Origin of the sequence: Plantactinospora endophytica (assembly GCF_016862915.1) — a bacterium.
Taxonomy (GTDB): Bacteria; Actinomycetota; Actinomycetes; order Mycobacteriales; family Micromonosporaceae; genus Plantactinospora; species Plantactinospora endophytica.
This window is the reverse complement of the sequence record NZ_BONW01000041.1, coordinates 128,604-148,350: the sequence shown is the minus strand read 5'-3', so window position 1 is coordinate 148,350 and position 19,747 is coordinate 128,604. Positions and strand designations below refer to the sequence as shown.

Genomic DNA, 19,747 nt, shown 5'->3' with positions numbered 1-19,747 from the left:
CGGATCACGCCACCGGTCCACCGGCCGGGCTGCTCGGCACCGAGCCGGCCACCGGGTCGGGACCGGCCGCTCGCCCCGGTCCGGCGACGTCCGCCGCCGGGTCGGTCCCCGGCCGGCCGGAACCGGGCGGCCTGCCCGGGACGTACGCGGGGTCGGCCCCCGGCCTGGTAGCCGGCTCGCCGCTCCGGGCCGGCGCCGGTCGGTCGACGGCGCCCGTCGGCGCACCGTGCTCGTCGGCGGGTACCGGCCTCGGCCGGGGCGCGGCCCCAGTCCCGCCGGTGTCGGCCCCGGCAGCCGGCCGTTGCCGAGGCGCGGGAGGAACGATCGGACCGGCCCCGACCCCGTGCACGCCGGACGGCGGGTTGCCGGCCGGAACCGGGGGCGGACTACCGGCCGAACCGGGCGGTGAGCTACCGGGCGAGCCGGGTGACCCGGGAACGTCCCGCTGGGCAGCGGTCGACCCGGCCAACGGTGCGGGCGGACCCGAGTGTGGCCGGGGGGCGCCCGATCCGGCCGGCCCCGCTCCGGAGGGCGCGGCGGGGGCGCCGAACATCGAAGCAGGAGTACCCGGGCCACCGCCACCGGGTCCGGCCCAGCCCGGCCCGGACCGCCCAGGACCACCCGGCTGAGCGGGGCCACCCGCCTGAGCGGGACCAACCGACTGAGCGGGACCACCGGACGACACAGGGCCACCGGACGACACAGGGCCACCGGACGGAACCGGTCCAGCAGGCGAAACAGGGCCGCCGGGCGGAACAGGCCCGCCAGACGGAACAGAGCCGGCGGGCGGAACAAGGCCGGCAGGCGGAACGGAGCCGGCGGGTGGCACCGGACCGCCGGACGGTACGGGTCGGGCCGGAGCGCCCGGCGTCGGCTGGCCCGGTGCGGCTGACGTCGGAGCGGCGGGGACGGGCGGCCGGGCGGCCGGGCCGGACGGCGGAACCGGGGTGACCGGCCCACCCGGGGCCGGCGGCGAGACCGGCGCCGCCGGGCCCACCAGGCCCGACGGGGAGACCGGAGCGGCCGGGCCGACCAGCGCCGGTGACACCGGAGCGGCCAGACCCACCGGGCCGGGCGACACCGGAGCGGCCGGGCCCACCGGGCCGGGCGACACCGGGGTGGCCGAGCCGGCCGGGTCCGGGGCCGAGGCAGCGGCGCCGGCCGGGGCGGCGGACGGCACGGGCGCCGGTCCGGCCGGGTCGGGCGTTACGACCGACGCGGCGGCGGCGACCAGCCGGCTGGCGATCACCGGGCTGCTCGCCCAGTGCAGGGTCAACTGCGAGGCGTGGACCCGGCGCCAGACGAATCCCTCCGGCGGGCCACCGCCCCAGCTCCATGCCGGGGTCTGCCCGGCGCGCGGAGTCAGCAACCCGCGATGCTGCTTGTAGCCAACCACCCGGGCACCGAGCCGGGCCACCGGAGTGTCGGCGCGCGCTGTCGCCTCCCGGTAACCGACCACCGTCCGGTCCAGGCTCGCCCCGACGGCGTCCAGCACCCCGCACATCGGCCGCCCGTCGAACTCCCGGGCCAGCCAGAGCAGGCCGGCTCCCTCGGCGATCACGGGTCGACCGGTACGGGCCAGTTCGGCGACCGCGATGCAGAGCCGACGGTTCGCCGACAACTCCTCGGCGTACGCCTCCGGCAGCGCGCCGCCGATCACCAGCGCACCGGCACCGGACGGCAGCGCCTCGTCGCGGAGCGGGTCGAAGGTCACCACCTCGGCACCGGCCGCCGCCAGCAGTTCCGCAGTCTCGGCGTACGAGTACGACAGGGAGGGTCCACCGGCCAGCGCCACCACCGTACGCCGGGCCGGTGCCTCGTCGACCGGCCCCAGTTCGGCGAGCGCCTCCGCCGCCGACCAGGCGGTCACCGGCACCCGGGGTGCCGAGCGGGCCAGCGCCAGCAGCCGGTCGAGATCGACGGCTCCGGCGATCGCCTCGCCGAGCCGGCGCACCCCCCGGTACGCCTCGACCCCGCGCTGCATCACCGGCACCACCCCGTGCTGCCGGGACGGCAGGACGGCGGGCAGGTCCCGTCGGCGCAACGCCCCGAAGACCGGTACGCCGATGTCGTCCAGTGCGTCGCGGAGCAGTTGCTCGTGCCGGTCCGAGGCGACCCGGTTCAGGATCACGCCGCCGAGCCAGAGCATCTCGTCGTACGCCCGGAAGCCGTGCGCCAGCGCGGCGACGGACTGGCCCATCGAGCCGACGTCGACGACCAGCACCACCGGGGCGCGCAGCGCGGTGGCGATCGCGGCGGTCGAGTCGACCTCCGGCCGGCCGGCCAGGCTGTCGAAGAGCCCCATCGTGCCCTCCACCACCGCGATGTCCGCGTCCGCGGAGCCGTGCGCGAAGAGCGGCGCGATCCGCTGCGAGCCGACCAGCCGGGGGTCGAGGTTGCGGCCCGGCCGCCCGGCGGCGAGGCCGAGGTAGGCGGCGTCGGTGTGGTCGGGGCCGACCTTGAAACCGGCGGCGTCCAGCTCTCGGGCGGCGAGCGCGGCGAGCAGGCCGACCGCGATGGCGGTCTTGCCGTGTCCGGATGACGGTGCGCTCACCACTACACGTGGCGCAGCGATCATGGTCGGCTCCTCGGGGCGCGGTCACCGGCCCGGTGCGGGCGGTGCGGAGGGTGCGGTACGGACGGCGTGGGTGGTGCGCGGGACGGCCCGGCCCGACCCGTCGATCGAACCGACGCGCGTGAGGATACCCGGCACCGGGCGCCGCGCTCGCCCGCCGAGCCGGCCACCTGGGAAACCGCCGGAGGGGCCCGGGTAGCCTCGTGCTGTGTACCGGTTCCTGCTCACGCCCCGCTGGCTGGGCATCCTCGCGCTGACCCTGGCCGCGGCTGCGGTGATGGTGCTGCTCGGCAACTGGCAGTTGAGTCGCTACCAGGAGCGGGCGGCGATCAACGAGCGGATCGACGAGACCGCGACCCTGGCGCCGGTACCGGTGGACCAGGTGTTGCCCCGGCCCGACGGCGCGGCCGGCACGACCGGTCCGGCGCCGCCGGCCGGCGCGGCCTGGACCCGGGTCACGGTGACCGGACGGTACGACAGCACGAACGTGATCCTGATCCGCAGCCGCACCGTGGAGAGCAAGGTCGGGTTCGAGGTGCTCACCCCGTTGCGGCTGCCCGACGGAAGTGCGGTGCTGGTCGACCGGGGCTGGATCCCGCCGGCCGCCGGTGGCAGCGCGCTGGCCCGGCCGGAGATCCCCGCCGCCCCGTCCGGCGAGGTGACGGTGATCGGCCGGGTGCACCTGTCGGAGAGCAAGCCCGACGCCGTCACCCGACGGGACGGCCGGATCGAGACCCGGCGGATCGCCGTACCGGCGCTGGCCCGCGAACTGCCCTATCCGGTCTTCTCCGGGTACCTGCTGCTGGACGAGCAGACCCCGGCCGCCGACCCGACATTCTCGGCGATACCGATCCGGCACGAGAACGACTGGCAGAACGGCGGGTACGTCGTCCAGTGGTGGCTGTTCGCGCTGCTGACCCTGGTCGGCTTCGGCTGGGCGGCCCGCCGGGAGGCGCGCGGCGACCTCAAGGACGGCGACGACCGCCGGAACCGGGCCGGACTGGACCGACTGGACGAGCCGGCCAACACTCCCCGCTCCTGAACTCCAGCCGGCCAGCACTCCCCGCCCCTGAACTCGGGCCGGGCGTGGCACTCGGCGCAGCTACCGACGGCAGCGATCATGCTCCGGAGCTGAGGTGCGGTCGGAGGCTTCGGATCCGAGGGCTGGCGGGCGCTCCGGGGTGAAGGCTGGCGGGCGCTCCGGGTTAAGGTCTGCGGAACGGGCCGGTGTGGCAGTGGGAGGAGCCGGCATGAGCGTGGACCCGACCGGAGCGCCGGACGTACCTCCGCCGCCGACCGATCCGTGGCCGACCGACGCCTCGGTCTCACCCGGCTATCCACCGCCGCCGCAACCGCAGGACACTCCGTCCGGGCCGGCGACACCGCCTCCGGGCTACCCGGCCCAGCCGTACCCGCTCGGCGCGGAGCCGTATCCGGTAGCCGGGCAGTCGTACCCGGTGTCGGCGCAGCCGTACTCCGGTGGTGGCCAGCCGACCGGTGGGACCGGCTGGCAGGCGCCGGTCCCGGTGGAGCCGGTGGTCGCGCAGATCGGCGAGATCGCGGTCACCCCGTTGACGGTACGCACCCCGAGCGGCGTCCTTCCGCTGGCCGGCTCGCAGTGGCACGTCGCGGACTACTGGCACAGCGAACAGAAGACGCCGACCTGGGCGATCGTGCTGGCGGTGGTCGGGTTCTGCGTGCTGACCGTGTTCAGCCTGCTGTTCCTGCTGGTGAAGGAGACCGTCCACCGTGGAACGGTGCAGGTCACCGTGACCAACGGCGCGCGGCAATACGTCGCCCGGATCCCGGTCACCGCCGAGCCCCAGGTGCGGCAGATCCACCAGCAGGTGAACTACGCGCGATCGCTGGCCGCGATCTGAGCGGCGCCCGGGGCGCGGACCCGGGTCAGGCGCCGTACCGGCGCTGCCGCGCGGCGTACGACCGCAGGGCGCGCAGGAAGTCGACGTACCGGAACCCGGGCCAGTACGCGTCGCAGAAGTACAGCTCGGAGTAGGCCGCCTGCCACAGCAGGAAGCCGGACATCCGCTGCTCGCCACTGGTCCGGATGATCAGGTCGGGATCGGGTCGTCCCTGGGTGTAGAGGTGCGCCGCGATGTCCTCGTCGGTCAGTCGGCGTGCCAGCTCGGTCGGGGTCGCGCCGTCCCGGGCCGCCTCGTCCAGCAGGGCGCGGATCGCGTCGACGATCTCCACCCGACCGTCGTAGCCGACCGCGATGGTCAGGTGGAACCGGGCTCCACGCTCGGCGGTCGCGTCCCGGGCCAGTTTCAGCGCGTGCCGGGTCGAGTCGGGCAGCGTGTCCAGCCGGCCGGCGAGGTGCAACTGCCACCGGCCGGGACGTTCGGCGAGCCGGGCGGCGACGATCCGCTCGATCACCTCCATCAGGTACTGCACCTCGCCGGAGGCCCGCTTGCGCAGGTTGTCGGTCGAGGCGACGAAGATCGTCACGTGTTCGATGCCGAGTTCGGCACACCAGCCGAGCACCTCGTCGACGTGCTCCGCGCCGTACCGGTGGCCGACGCTCGGGTTCTCGAAGCCCTGCTGCCGTGCCCACCGCCGGTTGCCGTCCATCACCATGGCCACGTGCCGGGGCAACGACTTCCCGACGAGTTGAGCCCGCAGGCGGCGGACGTACAGCCGGTAGAGCGGGTGCCGGAAGATCATTGCCGAACGGTAGCAACCCGTCGCCGGTGGCGGTGGTAGCCGCGACGACCGTCAGTCGGGGCGCCGACCTGCGTGGATGGCCCGTACGGCCTCGATCGTGTCCGCCTCCGCCGCGCTCTTGTCGTCGCGGTAACGCACCACCCGGGCGAACCGCAGCGCCACCCCGCCCGGATAGCGCGGGCTGCTCTGCACCCCGTCGAAGGCGATCTCCACGACCTGCTCCGGACGTACCCGGACCACCCAGTCGCCGCGTTCCACCGCCAGTTCCTGGAAGCGCTCGGTCTGCCAGCGCAGCAACTCGTCGGTCAGCCCCTTGAACGTCTTGCCGAGCATCACGAAGCCACCGGTCTCGGGGTCGCGGGCGCCGAGGTGCAGGTTCGACAGCCAGCCCTTGCGCCGACCACTGCCCCACTCGACGGCGAGCACGACGAGGTCGAGGGTGTGCCTCGGCTTCACCTTGACCCAGGCGGCTCCGCGCCGCCCCGCGTCGTACGCCGCGTCCGGCGCCTTGACCACGATGCCCTCGTGCCCCGCGTCGACGGCGGCGGCGAACGCGGCGGACGCCTGCTCCACCGTGTCGACGGTGATCCGCTCGACGAGTTGCGTGGCCGAGACCGTGGCGGCCAGCGCGGCCCAGCGCTCGTGCCCCGGTGCGTCGAGCAGGTCGACGCCGTCCAGGTGCAGGATGTCGAAGAAGTACGGCGTCAGCACGACCCCGCCACTGGTGCTGGCCGCCGCGACCACCGACGGCGCGGCGGTCACCGGCCGGTCCGGCCCGGGAATCTCGGCGGGCGCTGTGCCGGAGGTGCCGATCCGGGGCACCTCGGAGATGTCCACCGGCCCCACCATCCGGGCCGCCCCGGCCGTCGACGGCGCGGCCGGCGCCGCCCCGAAACTCCGGGTACCGCCGCCTCCGACGACTTCGGCGTCGGTCTGCGCAGAACCGACCCCGGCGTCGCCTGCGGCATCCGGCGCGAAGCCGGCTTCGGCAGGTTCCGCACCGCCCTGGGCACGGCCCGCCTCGATGCCTGCCGGATGTCCGCCGCCCGCCTCGGCGCCTGCCGTAACGCCGTGAGCGCGGTCGGCCTCGTCGCGGACGGCTCGCCGGGCGCCTCTGGTCGCCGCCCGGCTGGCGGTCTCCTGGAACGGTCGGGGCCGGCCGGCGGCGTCGAGCGCGATCGCCTCGCCGTCCAGCACCAGCTCGCGGGCCGGCAGCGACCGGACCGCCGCCACCACCTCCGGAACCCGCGAGGTGATCTCGTCAAGGCTGCGGGTGAAGACCGCGATGTCGTCGCCGGAGCGGTGCACCTGGATGCGGATGCCGTCGAGTTTCACGTCGACCACCGCCGGCAGCCCGACGGCGGTCAGCGCCTCCTCGACCGAGGCGGCACTCTGCGCCAGCATCGGCGAGAGCGGACGGCCGACCTGCAACGCGAACCCGGACAGCGCGCCCGAGCCGCCGGTGAGCGCGGCCACCGCGACCGTCTTCAGGTCACCGGCCAGCAGCAGCGCCCGGCGGACCGTGGGCAGCGGCACCTCGGCCGCCCGGGCGATCGCCTCGGCCAGCAGGCCGGCCTGGGCGCCCTGCCGTAGCTCGCCGCTGAACAGGCCGAGCAGCATCCGCCGCTCGTCGACGGTGGCCGCCTCGAAGAGGGCGGACAGCAACTCGCGGCGGCGGTGCTGCGAGCCCGGCCCGCGCACCTCGGACAGCTCGGCTATCGCCGCGTCGACACCGGCCACCGTCAGGGTGGGCTGCTCGGCCGGTGGCGGCAGCTCACGGAGGCTGGCGTAGCCGACCCCGGTCTGCCGCTGCCGCAGCTCACCGGCAAGGTAAGCCGAACCAGCGGCGAGTTCGTCCGGCGCAAGGTCGCGCAGCGCCCCGGCAAGCAGCTCGACCTTGGCCCGCCGCCCGGAGGTGGCGGCGACGGCGGCGGAGGTGGTTGCCAGGTCAACGAAGCGCACGGCTCCATCCTGGCAGCCACCACCGACATCTTCCGGCCGTCCGACCTCATCCTCCGGCCGCCCGGCCACGTTCTCCGGCCGCCCTCGCTCCCCGTCCCGCCCTCGTCCTGGCCCCGTCCCGCCCTCGTCCCGGCTTCGGTCCGGCTTCGGCTCGGCGGGGTGTGGGCGGTCAGGCCGGGGCCGGCTCCTCGATGCGCAGGCCACGGGCACGCACGCTGTCGGCCACCCGGGCGAGGGCGGCATCGAGCGCACAGAGAACGGTGGAAAGATCGCCGAGCTGGTCCCGGAGCGCATCCTCGGACCACGCGGAGACGTCGACGTCCCGCAACGCACTGACCGCGGCGTCGAGCCGCGCGATGGCCTCGTTCGTACTCATGTTCGAATCCTATCGTCCCGACCGTCCCGCCGGGCGCTTTCTCCGCTTTCTTCCCACGGATCTCCCGTCGCGGCGGAAGTGGGCTATCTTTCGACTACGGACCTCCGTCCTCTGTCCACACTCCCCTCCAGCCGATCGCCGTCCCGCATCAGGGACCGGGCACCGGCGAGAGACCCCGGAGAGTCATGCCGAACGCCATCCTTCGCCCAGGCGGCAGACGGGTTGCCGCGGCCGCCGCCGCAGTCCTCGCGACACTCGCTCTCCCCGTCACGACCCGCCCGGCGTACGCTGCCGCGCAGCCGCAGTTGCAGGTGTCCAGCACCGCCGACGTCCGGATCGGCCCTGCCGGCACCACCGTCGGATTCCAGCTCCGCAACGCCGGAGACGCCCCGGCCACCGGGGTCGGCGCGGTCTACGACGCCGGGACCACCAGCGACGACGTGATCCTCTCGGTACCCGAGGGCAGCACCGACTGCCGCCAGGTGGGCCGGACGGCGGACTGTCGGCACGGCGAGCTGGCTGCGGGGCAGGACCTGCTGGTCTATCCGATCGTGCTGCGGAGTACCCCGGACGCCCGGCCCGGCCCGGCGGGCACCGTCAGGGTCAGCGTCTCGGCCCAGGGTCCTGACGGCGCGGTCTCGGCCAGTTACGAGCTTCCGGTCAGCATCCGGGCAAGCGGCTCGGGCCTGGTGGCCAGCGTCGGCGATCTCGGCTCCGCACAGCAGCGGGTCGGCGGCGGCGATCGGCGACCGCTGGACGCCACCGTCTTCAACTTCGGCGACACGGCGCTGCCCGGCTTCCTGCTGAACATCACCCTGCCGCTCGGCGCGACCTTCGGCGAACGGTACAGCGACTGCGTCTACGACGACGACTGGCCCGGCGAGCCACCGGCCGGCTACGTCTACGGCCCGCAGCGGGTGACCTGCCGGATGAACCTGATCCTCGAGCCCGGTGCCGGAGTCGCCTTCTCCGATCCGCAGTCCGGCGACGCGGCGTTCAACCTCGTCTTCGGCAAGAACCTGCCGGGGCCCGCCGAGGAGGCCGGCTGGTTCGAGGCCGCCGAACTGGACGACCAGGCCCTGCCGGACGCCCTGAGCCGGACCGGTACGACCGCCGGCCCGTCGCTGGCCGACAAGATCGCCGAGCTGCGCGCCGAGGCGGAACAGCGGAACGGGACCGGTCCGCCGAGCCGGGCCAAGCCTCGATCGGCGGGAGAGCGGACTCCCGACGAGCCGCCGACGACGGGACCACCGGCCACGGCGGGACAGCACGACACGGCGGGACCGCAGAACCCGGCGGGACCGCAGGCCACGACCGGTGGCGCCGGCCCGGCCCGGGTGGACGCCGAGGCCGGGACCAACGTCGACGAGTTCAGCATCTGGACCAAGGCCAACAGCCACGATCTCGAGGTACGCGCCACCGCGGTCACCGGCTCGGTCGGTGACACGGTGGAGGTGCCGTACACCATCACCAACCACGGCCCGTCGGACGGCGCTGCCACCTGGCGGATCGTCGCACCCAGCGGCACCGTCCTGCTGCCGAGCCAATGGTGCGCGTTCCGGGACGAGGCGGGCGAGTCGATCGCCGAACTGAGCGAGGTCGACTGCGGCACCGAGAGCCAGTGGCCGGCGACGGCCTCCGGCGAGGGAGTGCTGTCGTCCGTCGTCCGAGTGAAAATCAACTCCACGCCGGGTACGAACGGCACGGTCACGGTCCGCAGCGTCGGCCCGTCGACGGAGACCGGTCCGAAGAGCAACACCGCCAAGATCGTGTTCAACGAACCGGGTGGCGGCGGCGGTGCCGTCGACGGCGACGACGACGGCTTGCCGATCACCGGGGCGCGGACCGGCCCGATCGCGGCGGTCGGTGCCGGTGTCCTGCTCCTCGGCGCGGTACTGCTGCTCCTCGGCCGACGGCGCCGGTCGACGGTGCCTCCGCCGTCGGAGTAGCCGACCGGGTCACACCGCGACCCGGTCGACGGTGCCTCCGCCGTCGGAGTAGCCGACCGGGTCACACCGCGACCTCGACGGCTACGGCCGTCGCGCGAACAACGCCGGCTGGCCGGCTCCGGTGGACCGGAGCCGGCCAGCCTGAGCCCGGTCCGTTCGAGCCGGCCAGCCTGAACCGCCGCCCGCGTCGCCGTCACCGGGGACGCCGTCCGGGTCGGCCACAGGTCAGCCGGAGCAGGTCGAGCTGGGTCGGTCAGTCGGCGGAGGCGGTCTCGGCGACCTTGGCCAGCAGCAGTGCCTCGGCCAGGCAGACCCGGGCGAACTCCCCCAGGTGCAGGCTCTCGTTCGGCCCGTGCGCCCGCGCGTACGGGTCCTCGACGCCGGTCACCAGGATCGCCGCGTCCGGGAACATCCGGCGGAACGTCTCGATGAACGGGATCGAGCCGCCGATCCCCATGTCCACCGGGTCGACCCCGTCCCAGGCGGTCCGGAAGGCGTCCCGGGCCGCCTCGTACACCGGGCCCGAGGCGTCGATCACGCAGGGCTCCCCGTCGTGCTCCAGGGTCACCGTGACGCTCGCCCCGTGCGGGGCGTGCTTGCGCAGGTGCTCGGTCAGCGCGGCGTACGCCCGCGCGGCCTGGTCACCCGGGGCCAGTCGGACGCTCAGCTTGGCCTTCGCCGACGGCACCAGCGCGTTCGGCGCCTCCCCGGTCGGCGGCGCGTCCAGCCCGATCACCGAGATCGCCGGCTTGTTCCAGAACCGGTCGGTCAGCCGGCCGGTACCGACGAACGAGACGCCGTCGAGCATTCCGGCCTCGGTCCGCAGCCGCTCCTCCGGATAGTCGACGGTGGCGCCCGGCGCGCTGACCAGCCCCTGCACCGCCACGTCGCCGGCCGGGTCGTGCAGGGTGGCCAGCAGTTGGCAGAGCGTGGTCAGGGCATCGGGTACGCCTCCGCCGAACATGCCGCTGTGCACGGCCTGGGACAGCGTGCGGACCTCGACGAAACAGTTGACGATGCCGCGCAGCGAGGTGGTCAGCGCCGGTACGCCGACGTCCCAGTTGCCGGAGTCGGCGATCACGATCACGTCCGCCGCGATCTCGTCCCGGTGTTCTTCGAGCAGCCGCTCCAGCGAGTCGGAGCCGAACTCCTCCTCACCCTCGATGAACAGCACCACGCCGACCGGCAACGCGTCCCCGAAGGCGCGCAGTGCGGCGACGTGTGCCAGTACGCCGGCCTTGTCGTCGGCGGCGCCCCGGCCGTAGAGCCGGCCGTCCCGCTCCACCGGCTCGAACGGGTCGCTCTGCCAGAGGCTCAGGTCGCCCACCGGCTGGACGTCGTGGTGCGCGTACAGCATCACGGTCGGTGCGCCGGGCGGCGCGGGCCGGCGACCGATCACCGCCGGCTGGCCGCCGGACCGGACCACCCGCACGTCGAGGGAGCAGCCGCGCAGCAGTTCGGCGACCGCCTCCGCGGAGCGCTCGACCTGGGAGTGGTCGAAGCCGTCGAAGGCGATGCCGGGGATCCGGACCAACCGCTCCAGGTCGGCTCGTACGCCGGGCAGCTCACGCTCGATCGCGGCACGAAGTTCGGACTCGGTGCGGGCAGTCGTAGGCATGGGGAAGATCGTATGCGGCGCCGCGCCGGCCCGTCGACCTGGTGTTACAGGCAGCCGGCGCGGGCGGATGGTACGGGCGGCAGGTGTTACGCAGTGGCGTCGGTCGGGCCGTCCGGGTCGTCCGTACCGTCCCCGTGTCCGGCCCCGTGTCCGGCCCTGTCGTCGGTGCCCGGGCGGGACGGCCGGCTGGTACCCGGATTGCCGGCCCGGCGGTTGCGACCGGCGGCCCGGGCGGCGGCCTCGCCCGCCGCGCTCATCCAGGAACGGGCCCGGCCGGCACCACCGCCCGCCCATTCGCCGAGGTCACTGGCGCCGTCGCCGAGCCGGCGCAGCAGCCCGACCAACGGGTCCTGGGAACGTCCGAAAGCCTCCCGGTACGACTCCGCCGCAGCCTTGATCTCGGCGGAGACCGAGGTCAGGTCGTCGTCCTCCCGACGGGGATAGTCGCCACCGAGCAGCCGGGCGTACTCGCCGGAGTCGACCCACCGGCGCAGGTCCGCCGCCCTGGCCACCGGCACCGGGTGGGTGCTCCAGGCGGTCATCCGGATCTTGTGCAGGCTGTCCCGCAGGTCGCCGCCGCCCTCGTACTCGGATGCCTGTTCGAGGAAGGCGGTCGTGTCGATCTGGCTCAGGTCGCCGCCGCCGGCCAGCTTCATCAGTACCCGCAGCGCCGCCGCCGGGTCCTGGCTGGCGAGCAGCCCGGCCCGGTCGCCCGACAGTTCCGCCTTGCGCCACCACTCCAGCATCGCGGCGATGATCGCCCGGAGCGCGAGCGCACCGACCGGCAACCAGCTCAGGTTGGCCGCCCAGCGGGTGAGGATGGTCAGGATCGTCTTGTAGACGGCGTGCCCGCTGCCCACATGGCCCAGTTCGTGACCGAGCAGGAAGCGGAGTTCGTCGTCGTCGAGTTGGCTGACGGCGGCCGAGCTGATCACGATGAACGGCCGGTCGAGGCCGATCGCCTCACCGGTCAGCCAGGGCGACTGGGTCACGAAGAGTTCCGGCAGCTCGGCCACGTCCAGCGCGGCGCCCGCCTCGGCGTAGAGCCGGTAGACCCGCGGGTACTGCCGGTGGTCGGCCCGGATCGCGGCGGCCAGGTAGGAGAGTCGGAAGCCGCGCTCGTTCCACATCCCGAAGAACGCCTTGACCACGTCGTCGAAGCCGCGCAGTTCGCGCAGCGCGGTCAGCGCGCCACGGTCGGCGGGATGCTCCCAGGCCCGGGAACTGATCCCGGTGAGCACCACCCGCCGCCGGGCGGGAATACCACTCGTGCCGCCTGTCGTCATGGTGTGCCCCCCGCCCGCCGCGCGTCGGCCTGTTCTGCCGATCGTGCCGCAGCGATCCGGATACGTCCATAAGCGGACCAGGGTCAGTCCGTCACCGGACCCGGACGAAAGCGGCGCTGTCCAGCGGGCCGGCGGCGCCGTCCACCACGAGGTCGACCCGTTCGACGGTACGGTCCGCGGCGAAGTGCGCCCGCTCGCCACGGCGCCAGACCGTGAGCTGAGGTACCAGCGCGGCACCGTCCCGGGCCAGGGCACGGTCCCGGCACAGTCGCGCCGGTGCGGTCACGAATACCGAGAGAGCCAACTCGGGGGCGATCAGCGTGCGGGCGCTGGAGACTCCTTCGAGGATCACCACCGGGGCCGGAGGAACCACCGTCCAGCCCGGCTCGAAGCGGCCGAGCGTCCAGTCGTACCGGTGGTAGCGGCCGGGTCGGCCGGCGCGCAGCGGGGCGAGTACCCACTCGTCGAGCCGGGACCAGAAGGTGAACTGGTCGGCCCAGCCGTCCAGCAGATCGTCGGTGTGCACCACCGGGGTCACCGGCTCGACGCGTGCCGTGGCCGCGTCGAGCGCCACCGCCAGCCGGCCGGCGAAGAGGGTCTTGCCGGCCCCGCTCGGCCCGTCGACCGCGACCAGTCGGGTCTGCCCGAGCCGGGCCGGCCGGCGCAGGATCCGCGCCGCCAACTCGGCGTACGACTCGACCACGGGTGACATCTGGCGAACCCTACTCCGGGGCTGACCTGGGCAGGGAGAGAATGATCCAGTGTCAGATCAAGATCGGGGCGTGGCCGCGTTGCTGGCTCGGGCCCGTGCCGGGGTACACCGCCTGACCCCGCTGGAAACACTCGCGGCGGGCCGGCGCGGGGCACTGCTGGTGGACACCCGTACCGATCCGCAGCGGACGGAGCAGGGCGAACTGCCCGGAGCGCTGGTGATCGACCGTACCGTGCTGGAGTGGCGGCTCGACCCGGCGAGCGGCTCACGGATCCCGGAGGCGGTCGGCTACGACATCGAGATCGTGGTGATCTGCCGGCAGGGCTACAGCTCCAGTCTGGCGGCGGCCAGCCTGCGGGGCCTGGGGTTGTGGCGGGCGACCGACCTGGTCGGCGGCTTCGAGGCGTGGCGGCGGGCAGGGCTTCCCTGCGGCTCCGGACCGGGCGACGTGCGCAGGTAACCGGCCACCGCACACCGGAGGCCCGGCCACCGCACCCAGATAACCCGACCACGGCAGGTAGCCGACCCGAGCACCGCACCCGAATGGCCAACCACCGCACGTAGGTAACCCGACCGAGCGGGCGCAGGCGACCCGCCCGAATGGCCAACCACCGCACGTAGGTAACCCGACCGAGCGGGCGCAGGCGACCCGCCCGACGTGCGCAGACGCCCAAGCCGACGGGTACAGGCGAGCCGACTTGCCCGACGTGTCGCCGGAGGTGGGTCGGTTATCCCGCCGGGACGTGTGGCGCCGGGGCGGTTGCCGATGGTGCCCCGGGTGGGACGAACGGTAGCTCCGGGGGCGGCCCCTGCTCGACGAGCTGCCACAGGGCGGCCGTGTCGAGGTGCTCCTCCACCAGGTCGCCGAGCAGGTCCAGGGTGCGTTCCCGGGCTGCGGCGAAGGAGGTGTCCGGAGCGACCCGGAAGCCGTGTCGGCCGGCCAGCCGGGCCACCTCGGTGAGGAACCGGCGGCGGAACCCGTCGGAGGTGAACGCGCCGTGCCAGTGGGTACCGAAGAGGTGGCCGACCGCAGCCCCCTCCGGCTGGCCGTCGGAGTAGTGGATCAGCGGCGGCGGTGCCGGGTCGGCCCGGGAGACGTACCCGTGGTGGATCTCGTATCCCTGGACCGGAACCGATCCGAACGCGCTGCCGACCGAGCGGGTGACGGTCTTGGCCGCGCCGAAGGTGACCTCGATGGGCAGTAGCTGGAGCCCGGCGACCCGGCCCTGCCCGCTCTCCACCTCGTCGTCGATGTGCCGGGCGAGCATCTGGAAGCCGCCGCAGATGCCGAGCAGTGGCCGCCCGGCGGCGACGTGCGCCCGCACCACGTCGGCAAGGCCGGTACGCCGGAGCCAGTCCAGGTCGGCCACGGTCGACTTCGTGCCGGGCAGTACGACGAGGTCGGCGGCGGCGACCTCGGCCGGCTCGACGGTCAGCCGGACCCGTACGCCCGGCTCGGTGGCCAGTGCCTCCACGTCGGTGGCGTTGGAGATCCGGGGTAGCCGGATCACCGCCACGTCCAGCCACTCGTCGCCCTTCGGCGGCGCCGGCCGGCCGAGCACCCGTCCGTAGGCGAGCGAGTCCTCGGCGTCCAGCCACAGGTCGACGTGCCAGGGCAGCACCCCGTACGTCGGCCGACCGGTGAGCCGGGTCAGCATGTCGAGGCCGGGGCGGAGCAGGTCCAGGTCGCCCCGGAACTTGTTGACGACGAAGCCGGCCACGAGTTCCTGGTCGGCGGCGTCGAGCAGGGCCACCGTGCCGAACATCGACGCGAAGACGCCACCCCGGTCGATGTCGCCGACCACGATCGTCGGGAGCCGGGCGTGCCTCGCCAGGCCCATGTTCGCGTAGTCGGTGTCCCGGAGGTTGATCTCGGTCGGGCTGCCCGCCCCCTCGCAGACCACCACGTCGTACTCGGCGCGTAGTTCGGCCAGTGCCTCGAAGGCGGCGGTGGCGAGCCGGGGGCGGAGGGCACGGAAGTTGCCGGCGGTGACGGTGTCGACCGCCGTGCCGAGCAGCACCACCTGGCTGGACCGGTCACTACCGGGCTTCAGCAGTACCGGGTTGAACCTCAGGTCGGCCGCGACCCCGCAGGCGGCGGCCTGCATTGCCTGGGCCCGGCCGATCTCGCCGCCCCGCCCGTCCGGCCCGACCACCACCGCCGAGTTGTTGGACATGTTCTGCGCCTTGAACGGGGCCACCCGGACACCTCGGCGGTGCAGCCACCGGCAGATGCCGGCGGTGAGCACACTCTTGCCGGCGTCCGAGGTGGTGCCGGCGACCAGCAGCCCGCCGCTCACCGGGCCCGCCGGTCCGCCGCGCGTACCGTCCGTGCGGTCCTTCGCCGGGTCACGGGCGATGTCCCGGGTCCGCTCCATCGGCGGGTGAGCCAGCCGGCCGTGGCGCGGCGTGGCCGGCTGGTGGCCGCGTACGCCACCGTCAGGCCGAGCGCGGCGAGCCCGACCGCGCCGGAGAGCCGGGCGGCCCGGTCGATGTGCCGGGCCTCAGGTCTGGGTCCGTCGCCGAGGAACGGCCGGACCTCCGATCGTCCGAAGTAGACGTTACGACCGCCGAGCCGGACGCCGAGGGCTCCGGCCATCGCCGCCTCGCACTGTCCGGCGTTGGGGCTGGGGTGGTCCGCCCGGTCACGTCGCCAGACGTGCCAGGCGCGGGTCCGATCGCCCCGGACCAGCGGGGCGGCGGCGATGGTGAGCAGCCCGGTCAACCGGGACGGCAGCAGGTTGAGCAGGTCGTCGAGGCGGGCGGCGGCGGTGCCGAACCGGGCGTACCGGTCCGACCGGTGCCCGACCATCGCGTCCAGGGTGTTCGCCGCCCGGTAACCGAGCAGGCCCGGCAGTCCGGCCACCGCGCCCCAGACCAGCGGCGCGACCACCGCGTCGGAGGTGTTCTCCGCGACCGACTCGACGGTGGCCCGGGCGAGTTCGGACTCGTCCAGCGTCGCCGGATCCCGCCCGCACAGGTGTCCCAGCCGCCGTCGTGCCGCCGGCACGTCCGCCCGGCGAAGTGCCTGGCTCATCACCGTGGCCTCCCGCCGCAGCGTCCGCCCGCCGAGCACCGCCCAGGTGGCGGCGGCGACCAGCGCCGCGCGGGCGAGCGGTCGACGCCGCGTCGCGACCGCCGCCGCCGTACCGAGCACCACCGGTACGCCGACCGCCGCCGCCGCGAACCCCGCGCCAGTGGCACGTCGAGGCTGGTACATCCGCCGTTCGAGCGCACCCGCGAACTGCCCGAACCCGGCGACCGGATGGCCTCGGCGGGGGTCGCCGAAGATCGCGTCCAAGGCATAGCCGGCCGCCAGCCCGGCGGCGTTGGCCGTACCACCGGCGAGCCAACCCGCTGCCCTGCCGCCGACCAGCCAACCCGCAACGCTGCCCCGACCACCGGCATGCCCCATCCCGTCGCCGGTCCCCGCCGGGCCACGATCTCGTGCGGCGGCGTTGCCAGTTACGGCCGGCCCACGCCCTCGTGCGGCGGCACTGCCGGTTCCGGATGTGCTGTTTTCTGGCCGCACGGCGACCACCTCCCCCGCCCCGGAGCCTAGCCGGGCCGCCCCGATGACGATCAACAGCTCGCTGACCAGCGCCTCCACCGGTACGCCGAACCGGTTGGTGCCCGTGCCCACGGCACCCCGCCCCGGCACCGGATAGGGTCGCGGGCGGACCCGCCACAGCGGGCGTACCCGGCCGGGAGGCGCCGCGCGACCGGACATCCCGGCACAACTTTCCCGACGGGAGGCGTAAGTGCTGGCCATCGATGTGCCCATCGGGGAGGTCCGATGACCAGCGTGACGCCCGTCACGGAAATTCCGGCCGGCGGTCCGGCAGGCTCGGGCCAAACGGCGGAACCCGGCGACACGACGGTTGCCGGCGGAACGACTGCCGCCGGTGCGACGAGAAAACCGGACGGGACGGGACGAGGCGGCGCCGGGACGGCGCTGAACCGGTTGCCGTCGCTGACCGGGCTGCGGTGGGTCGCCGCGATGCTGGTCTTCGGCTTTCACGTCGGCACCATGCAGATCGTCGCCGAACCGGGGTATCGCCAGGTGGTCGACTGGGTCTTCACGCTCGGCCTCTCCGGGGTGCAGTTCTTCTTCATCCTCAGCGGGTTCGTGCTGGTCTGGTCTGCCCGGCCGGACGACACCAGACGCGCTTTCTGGCGGCGTCGGGCCGCGAAGATCTATCCGAACCACCTCGTCACCTGGGCCCTGGTCCTCGCACTCGCGCTCTACTGGGCCGACCCGGTCAACGTGAAGGCCGCGCTGGCCAACCTGTTCCTGGTCCAGGCGTGGATTCCCGTCAACGGCTACTTCTACAGCATCAACAACGTGAGTTGGTCGCTCGCCTGCGAGATGTTCTTCTATCTCGCGCTCCCGTTCGTCCTCCCGCTGATCCGTCGGATGCGGGCCTGGCAGCTCTACGCCGTCGTCGTCGCCATGCCACTGCTGATCATGGCGATGTGGCCGGGTCAGCAACTGCTGCCGGAAACCGCCCGCTGGTGGTTCACCCAGATCTTCCCCGTCGTCCGCTCCTTCGAGTTCTGGATGGGCGTCGCCGCCGCCGAACTGATGCTGCGCGGGAAGTGGCGGGGCCCCGGTCTGCTGCTCTCCACCGGTCTCTTCGTCGCGATCTGGGTGGCGTCGATGGAGTGGATCCGCGCTGAACTCTGGACCACCGTGTTGGCCTTCGGCTACATACTGGTGATCGCGAGCGCGGCCCGGGCCGACGTGACCGGGCGCTGGTCGCCGTGGCGGTCCCGGCCGCTGGTCTGGCTCGGCGAGGTCTCGTTCGCGTTCTATCTGGTCCATGTCTTCCTGATCAAGGCCATCTTCCGCTTTGCCGGGCACTCCGGCGGGTTCACCGGTTGGCGAGGGCCGGTCGTCGCGATCGTCCTGTTGCTGGTCAGTCTGGCCGCCGCCTGGCTGCTCTTCCGGTTCGTCGAGACACCGATGATGCGTGTGCTCGGTCCCCGGCGCCGACCACGAACGGCGGTACCGCCGTCGGGTGTCGTACGGCAGCGGCAGCCCGGCCAGCCACCCGTACCGGCCACCGAGGCTGGTGAGGTTGCCGACGTTGCCGAGGCTGGCCGGGCACCCGACCGGCCCGAGCAGACTGGCCGGGTACCGGACCGGACTGAGCAGACTGGCCGGGCACCCGACCGGACCGAGCAGACTGGCCGGGTACCGGAGCGGACCGAGCAGGCTGCGCGGGATGGTCTGCCGACCCGAGCGGTACCGGCGCCCCGCCGGGCGCAGACGTCCCGTGCCGAGGGCCCTCGGCCGTAAGGGCTATGGGGGTCGCGCCGCCGCCCATCCCGGGGCGGTACGGGCGGGGGTAATGCGCGAACGGTCGGGTGGGGAGGCCGGCGAGTGCCGCGACCGACCTCCCCACCCTCGGTCGGCCCGGATGGCGGCGGGGAGGCGACCACCGCTCTTTCCGGGCGACCCGTTGTCCGGCCGCCTACCCCCGGCCGGACCGCCGGATCAGGCACGTCCAGGCTGGATATCAGCCCGCCGATGTGCCCGGTCCGGAAGCGTTCAGACGGAAACCGGCTCTCGGCCCCGGCCACGCCGGCCGCGACCGGTGCCACCGGTCCGATCGAGCTGCACGGTGTCGTCGTGCTCGTTGCCGAGCCGCTGGTCGTCCTCGCCCCCGCCGGAGGTGCCGGGTTCGCCGCCCTCGCCCTCGACGGCGAGCGCGTCGCCGCCGTCCCGGCCGCTGGCCCCGCTGCCGTTGTCGCTGGCCTTCCGGCCGTTGTCGCTGGTCAGCGCAGCGTAGGCGGTGCCGGTCGACGAACCGGATCGCTCGTCCAGGTCGTCCTCCGGACCGGTCACGTCGTCGTCAGGCAGCCCGTCGAGGTCGAGCCGGCCGTCGAAGGACGTGGCCGACAGGTGCGCCGGGTCGAGCGCGGGGCTCGACGGCACAGGGAGGCCCCGGTAGTAGTCGTCGTCGCCGAACGGACGCTCGTCGGGCAGCGCCGGCGCCTCCTCGGGCGACACCGACTCGGTGGCCTCGCCGTGCACCCTGGCCTCGGCCTCGGCTTCCTCCATCGACGAGGTCGTCATCGACGGCCGGTTCCGGGCGAACCGTCCCCTTCCCCGGGACAGGTCATGGCCGACGGCCACCGCCTCCAACTCGTACATGGTGCGGTGGTTGCCCGTGTCGTCGGTCCAGTCGCGGGTGTAGAGCCGACCGACCACGACGACCGGGTCACCGACCATCACCGAGGAGGCCACCCCCTCCGCCAGCTTCCGCCAACAGTTCACCCTGACGCGCAGGCTGTTGCCGTCGACCCATCGGCCACTTTCCCGGTCGAGGCGACGAGCGGTCGAGGCCACCTTGAAATTGGCCACCAGGGTGCCACTCTGGCTGGTACGCCGCCATTCCGGTGCGGTCAGCACATTACCGACAATGGTCATATAAGTATCGAACATCGTCCCTCCACAGGGATCCGGTTGTTCCCGTCCGAGCCGACTCGACCGACAGCATCGCCACCGGAGACGGCGGGCTGCCACCATCGCCCACCCGACTGTGGACAACCAGGCACCCTGTGGAAAACGCCCTGATCAA

At 73.7% G+C, this 19,747-nt stretch carries 15 protein-coding genes; 5 read left to right on the top strand and 10 right to left on the bottom strand.

What is annotated here, in order from left to right; all coding sequences use genetic code 11:
• Positions 1 to 4: 4 nt before the first annotated feature.
• A complete protein-coding gene (locus tag Pen02_RS34140) occupies positions 5 to 2,554 on the bottom strand; it encodes a cobyrinic acid a,c-diamide synthase CobB (protein ID WP_239141760.1) in 2,550 nt (849 codons plus the stop codon).
• Between the two features lie 229 nt (positions 2,555 to 2,783).
• Between Pen02_RS34140 and Pen02_RS34135 the strand changes: the two genes are divergently transcribed.
• Both Pen02_RS34135 and Pen02_RS42200 read left to right on the top strand, forming a co-directional pair.
• The gene (locus tag Pen02_RS34135) at positions 2,784 to 3,617 is read left to right on the top strand and encodes an SURF1 family cytochrome oxidase biogenesis protein (RefSeq protein WP_239141758.1); all 834 of its coding nucleotides are present in this window, start codon (positions 2,784 to 2,786) and stop codon (positions 3,615 to 3,617) included.
• 208 nt (positions 3,618 to 3,825) lie between these two features.
• Positions 3,826 to 4,455 carry a hypothetical protein gene (locus tag Pen02_RS42200; protein ID WP_239141756.1) on the top strand — a complete coding sequence of 210 codons (630 nt, stop codon included), beginning with the start codon at positions 3,826 to 3,828 and terminating at the stop codon, positions 4,453 to 4,455.
• 25 nt (positions 4,456 to 4,480) lie between these two features.
• On the opposite strand, the gene uppS is transcribed toward Pen02_RS42200, so the two are convergent.
• From uppS to Pen02_RS34110, 3 genes are all read right to left on the bottom strand, one after another.
• Positions 4,481 to 5,257 (bottom strand): polyprenyl diphosphate synthase, encoded by a 777-nt coding sequence (gene uppS / locus Pen02_RS34125; protein WP_203870294.1) that lies wholly within the window; start codon positions 5,255 to 5,257, stop codon positions 4,481 to 4,483.
• Between the two features lie 51 nt (positions 5,258 to 5,308).
• A complete protein-coding gene (locus tag Pen02_RS42195; protein WP_239141754.1) occupies positions 5,309 to 7,219 on the bottom strand; it encodes an ATP-dependent DNA ligase in 1,911 nt (636 codons plus the stop codon).
• A 169-nt stretch (positions 7,220 to 7,388) separates the two neighbouring features.
• Complete coding sequence (locus Pen02_RS34110) at positions 7,389 to 7,595, bottom strand: hypothetical protein (protein WP_203870293.1); 207 nt, start codon at positions 7,593 to 7,595, stop codon at positions 7,389 to 7,391.
• 311 nt (positions 7,596 to 7,906) lie between these two features.
• Between Pen02_RS34110 and Pen02_RS34105 the strand changes: the two genes are divergently transcribed.
• Complete coding sequence (locus Pen02_RS34105) at positions 7,907 to 9,544, top strand: LPXTG cell wall anchor domain-containing protein (RefSeq protein ID WP_203870292.1); 1,638 nt, start codon at positions 7,907 to 7,909, stop codon at positions 9,542 to 9,544.
• A 253-nt stretch (positions 9,545 to 9,797) separates the two neighbouring features.
• Here Pen02_RS34105 and Pen02_RS34100 read toward each other — a convergent pair whose 3' ends face one another.
• The 3 genes from Pen02_RS34100 to Pen02_RS34090 all read right to left on the bottom strand — a co-directional run bounded on the left by Pen02_RS34100 (position 9,798) and on the right by Pen02_RS34090 (position 13,160).
• The gene (locus tag Pen02_RS34100) at positions 9,798 to 11,162 is read right to left on the bottom strand and encodes a dipeptidase (protein ID WP_203870291.1); all 1,365 of its coding nucleotides are present in this window, start codon (positions 11,160 to 11,162) and stop codon (positions 9,798 to 9,800) included.
• 86 nt (positions 11,163 to 11,248) lie between these two features.
• Positions 11,249 to 12,448, bottom strand: a complete 1,200-nt coding sequence (locus Pen02_RS34095) for a M48 family metallopeptidase (protein ID WP_203870290.1) — start codon at positions 12,446 to 12,448, stop codon at positions 11,249 to 11,251.
• A 91-nt stretch (positions 12,449 to 12,539) separates the two neighbouring features.
• Positions 12,540 to 13,160: a uridine kinase family protein gene (locus tag Pen02_RS34090; protein ID WP_203870289.1), complete on the bottom strand. Its 621-nt coding sequence runs from the start codon at positions 13,158 to 13,160 to the stop codon at positions 12,540 to 12,542.
• A 49-nt stretch (positions 13,161 to 13,209) separates the two neighbouring features.
• Between Pen02_RS34090 and Pen02_RS34085 the strand changes: the two genes are divergently transcribed.
• Positions 13,210 to 13,620, top strand: coding sequence for a rhodanese-like domain-containing protein (locus tag Pen02_RS34085; RefSeq protein ID WP_203870288.1), 411 nt, complete (start codon positions 13,210 to 13,212; stop codon positions 13,618 to 13,620).
• 268 nt (positions 13,621 to 13,888) lie between these two features.
• On the opposite strand, the gene Pen02_RS34080 is transcribed toward Pen02_RS34085, so the two are convergent.
• Together Pen02_RS34080 and Pen02_RS34075 are read right to left on the bottom strand one after the other, a co-directional pair.
• Entirely contained in the window at positions 13,889 to 15,460 is a 1,572-nt protein-coding gene (locus tag Pen02_RS34080; RefSeq protein WP_203870287.1) for a cobyric acid synthase, read from the bottom strand.
• Positions 15,457 to 16,536: a cobalamin biosynthesis protein gene (locus Pen02_RS34075; RefSeq protein ID WP_239141790.1), complete on the bottom strand. Its 1,080-nt coding sequence runs from the start codon at positions 16,534 to 16,536 to the stop codon at positions 15,457 to 15,459. Before Pen02_RS34075 ends, Pen02_RS34080 begins: the two co-directional genes overlap by 4 nt.
• Before the next feature lie 588 nt (positions 16,537 to 17,124).
• On the opposite strand from Pen02_RS34075, the gene Pen02_RS34070 reads away from it, so the two are divergent.
• A complete protein-coding gene (locus tag Pen02_RS34070; RefSeq protein ID WP_239141752.1) occupies positions 17,125 to 18,462 on the top strand; it encodes an acyltransferase family protein in 1,338 nt (445 codons plus the stop codon).
• A 252-nt stretch (positions 18,463 to 18,714) separates the two neighbouring features.
• Here the strand turns inward: Pen02_RS34070 and ssb are convergent, their stop codons facing one another.
• A complete protein-coding gene (gene ssb, locus Pen02_RS34065) occupies positions 18,715 to 19,611 on the bottom strand; it encodes a single-stranded DNA-binding protein (RefSeq protein ID WP_203870285.1) in 897 nt (298 codons plus the stop codon).
• Positions 19,612 to 19,747: the final 136 nt, after the last annotated feature.

Bases quoted from the DNA above. Each gene is read 5' to 3' on its own strand.
- Pen02_RS34110 (WP_203870293.1), bottom strand. From the start codon at position 7,595: ATGAGTACGAACGAGGCCATCGCGCGGCTCGACGCCGCGGTCAGTGCG.
- Pen02_RS42200 (WP_239141756.1), top strand. From the start codon at position 3,826: ATGAGCGTGGACCCGACCGGAGCGCCGGACGTACCTCCGCCGCCGACC.
- Pen02_RS34095 (WP_203870290.1), bottom strand. From the start codon at position 12,448: ATGACGACAGGCGGCACGAGTGGTATTCCCGCCCGGCGGCGGGTGGTG.
- Pen02_RS34090 (WP_203870289.1), bottom strand. From the start codon at position 13,160: ATGTCACCCGTGGTCGAGTCGTACGCCGAGTTGGCGGCGCGGATCCTG.
- ssb (WP_203870285.1), bottom strand. From the start codon at position 19,611: ATGTTCGATACTTATATGACCATTGTCGGTAATGTGCTGACCGCACCG.
- uppS (WP_203870294.1), bottom strand. From the start codon at position 5,257: ATGATCTTCCGGCACCCGCTCTACCGGCTGTACGTCCGCCGCCTGCGG.
- Pen02_RS34100 (WP_203870291.1), bottom strand. From the start codon at position 11,162: ATGCCTACGACTGCCCGCACCGAGTCCGAACTTCGTGCCGCGATCGAG.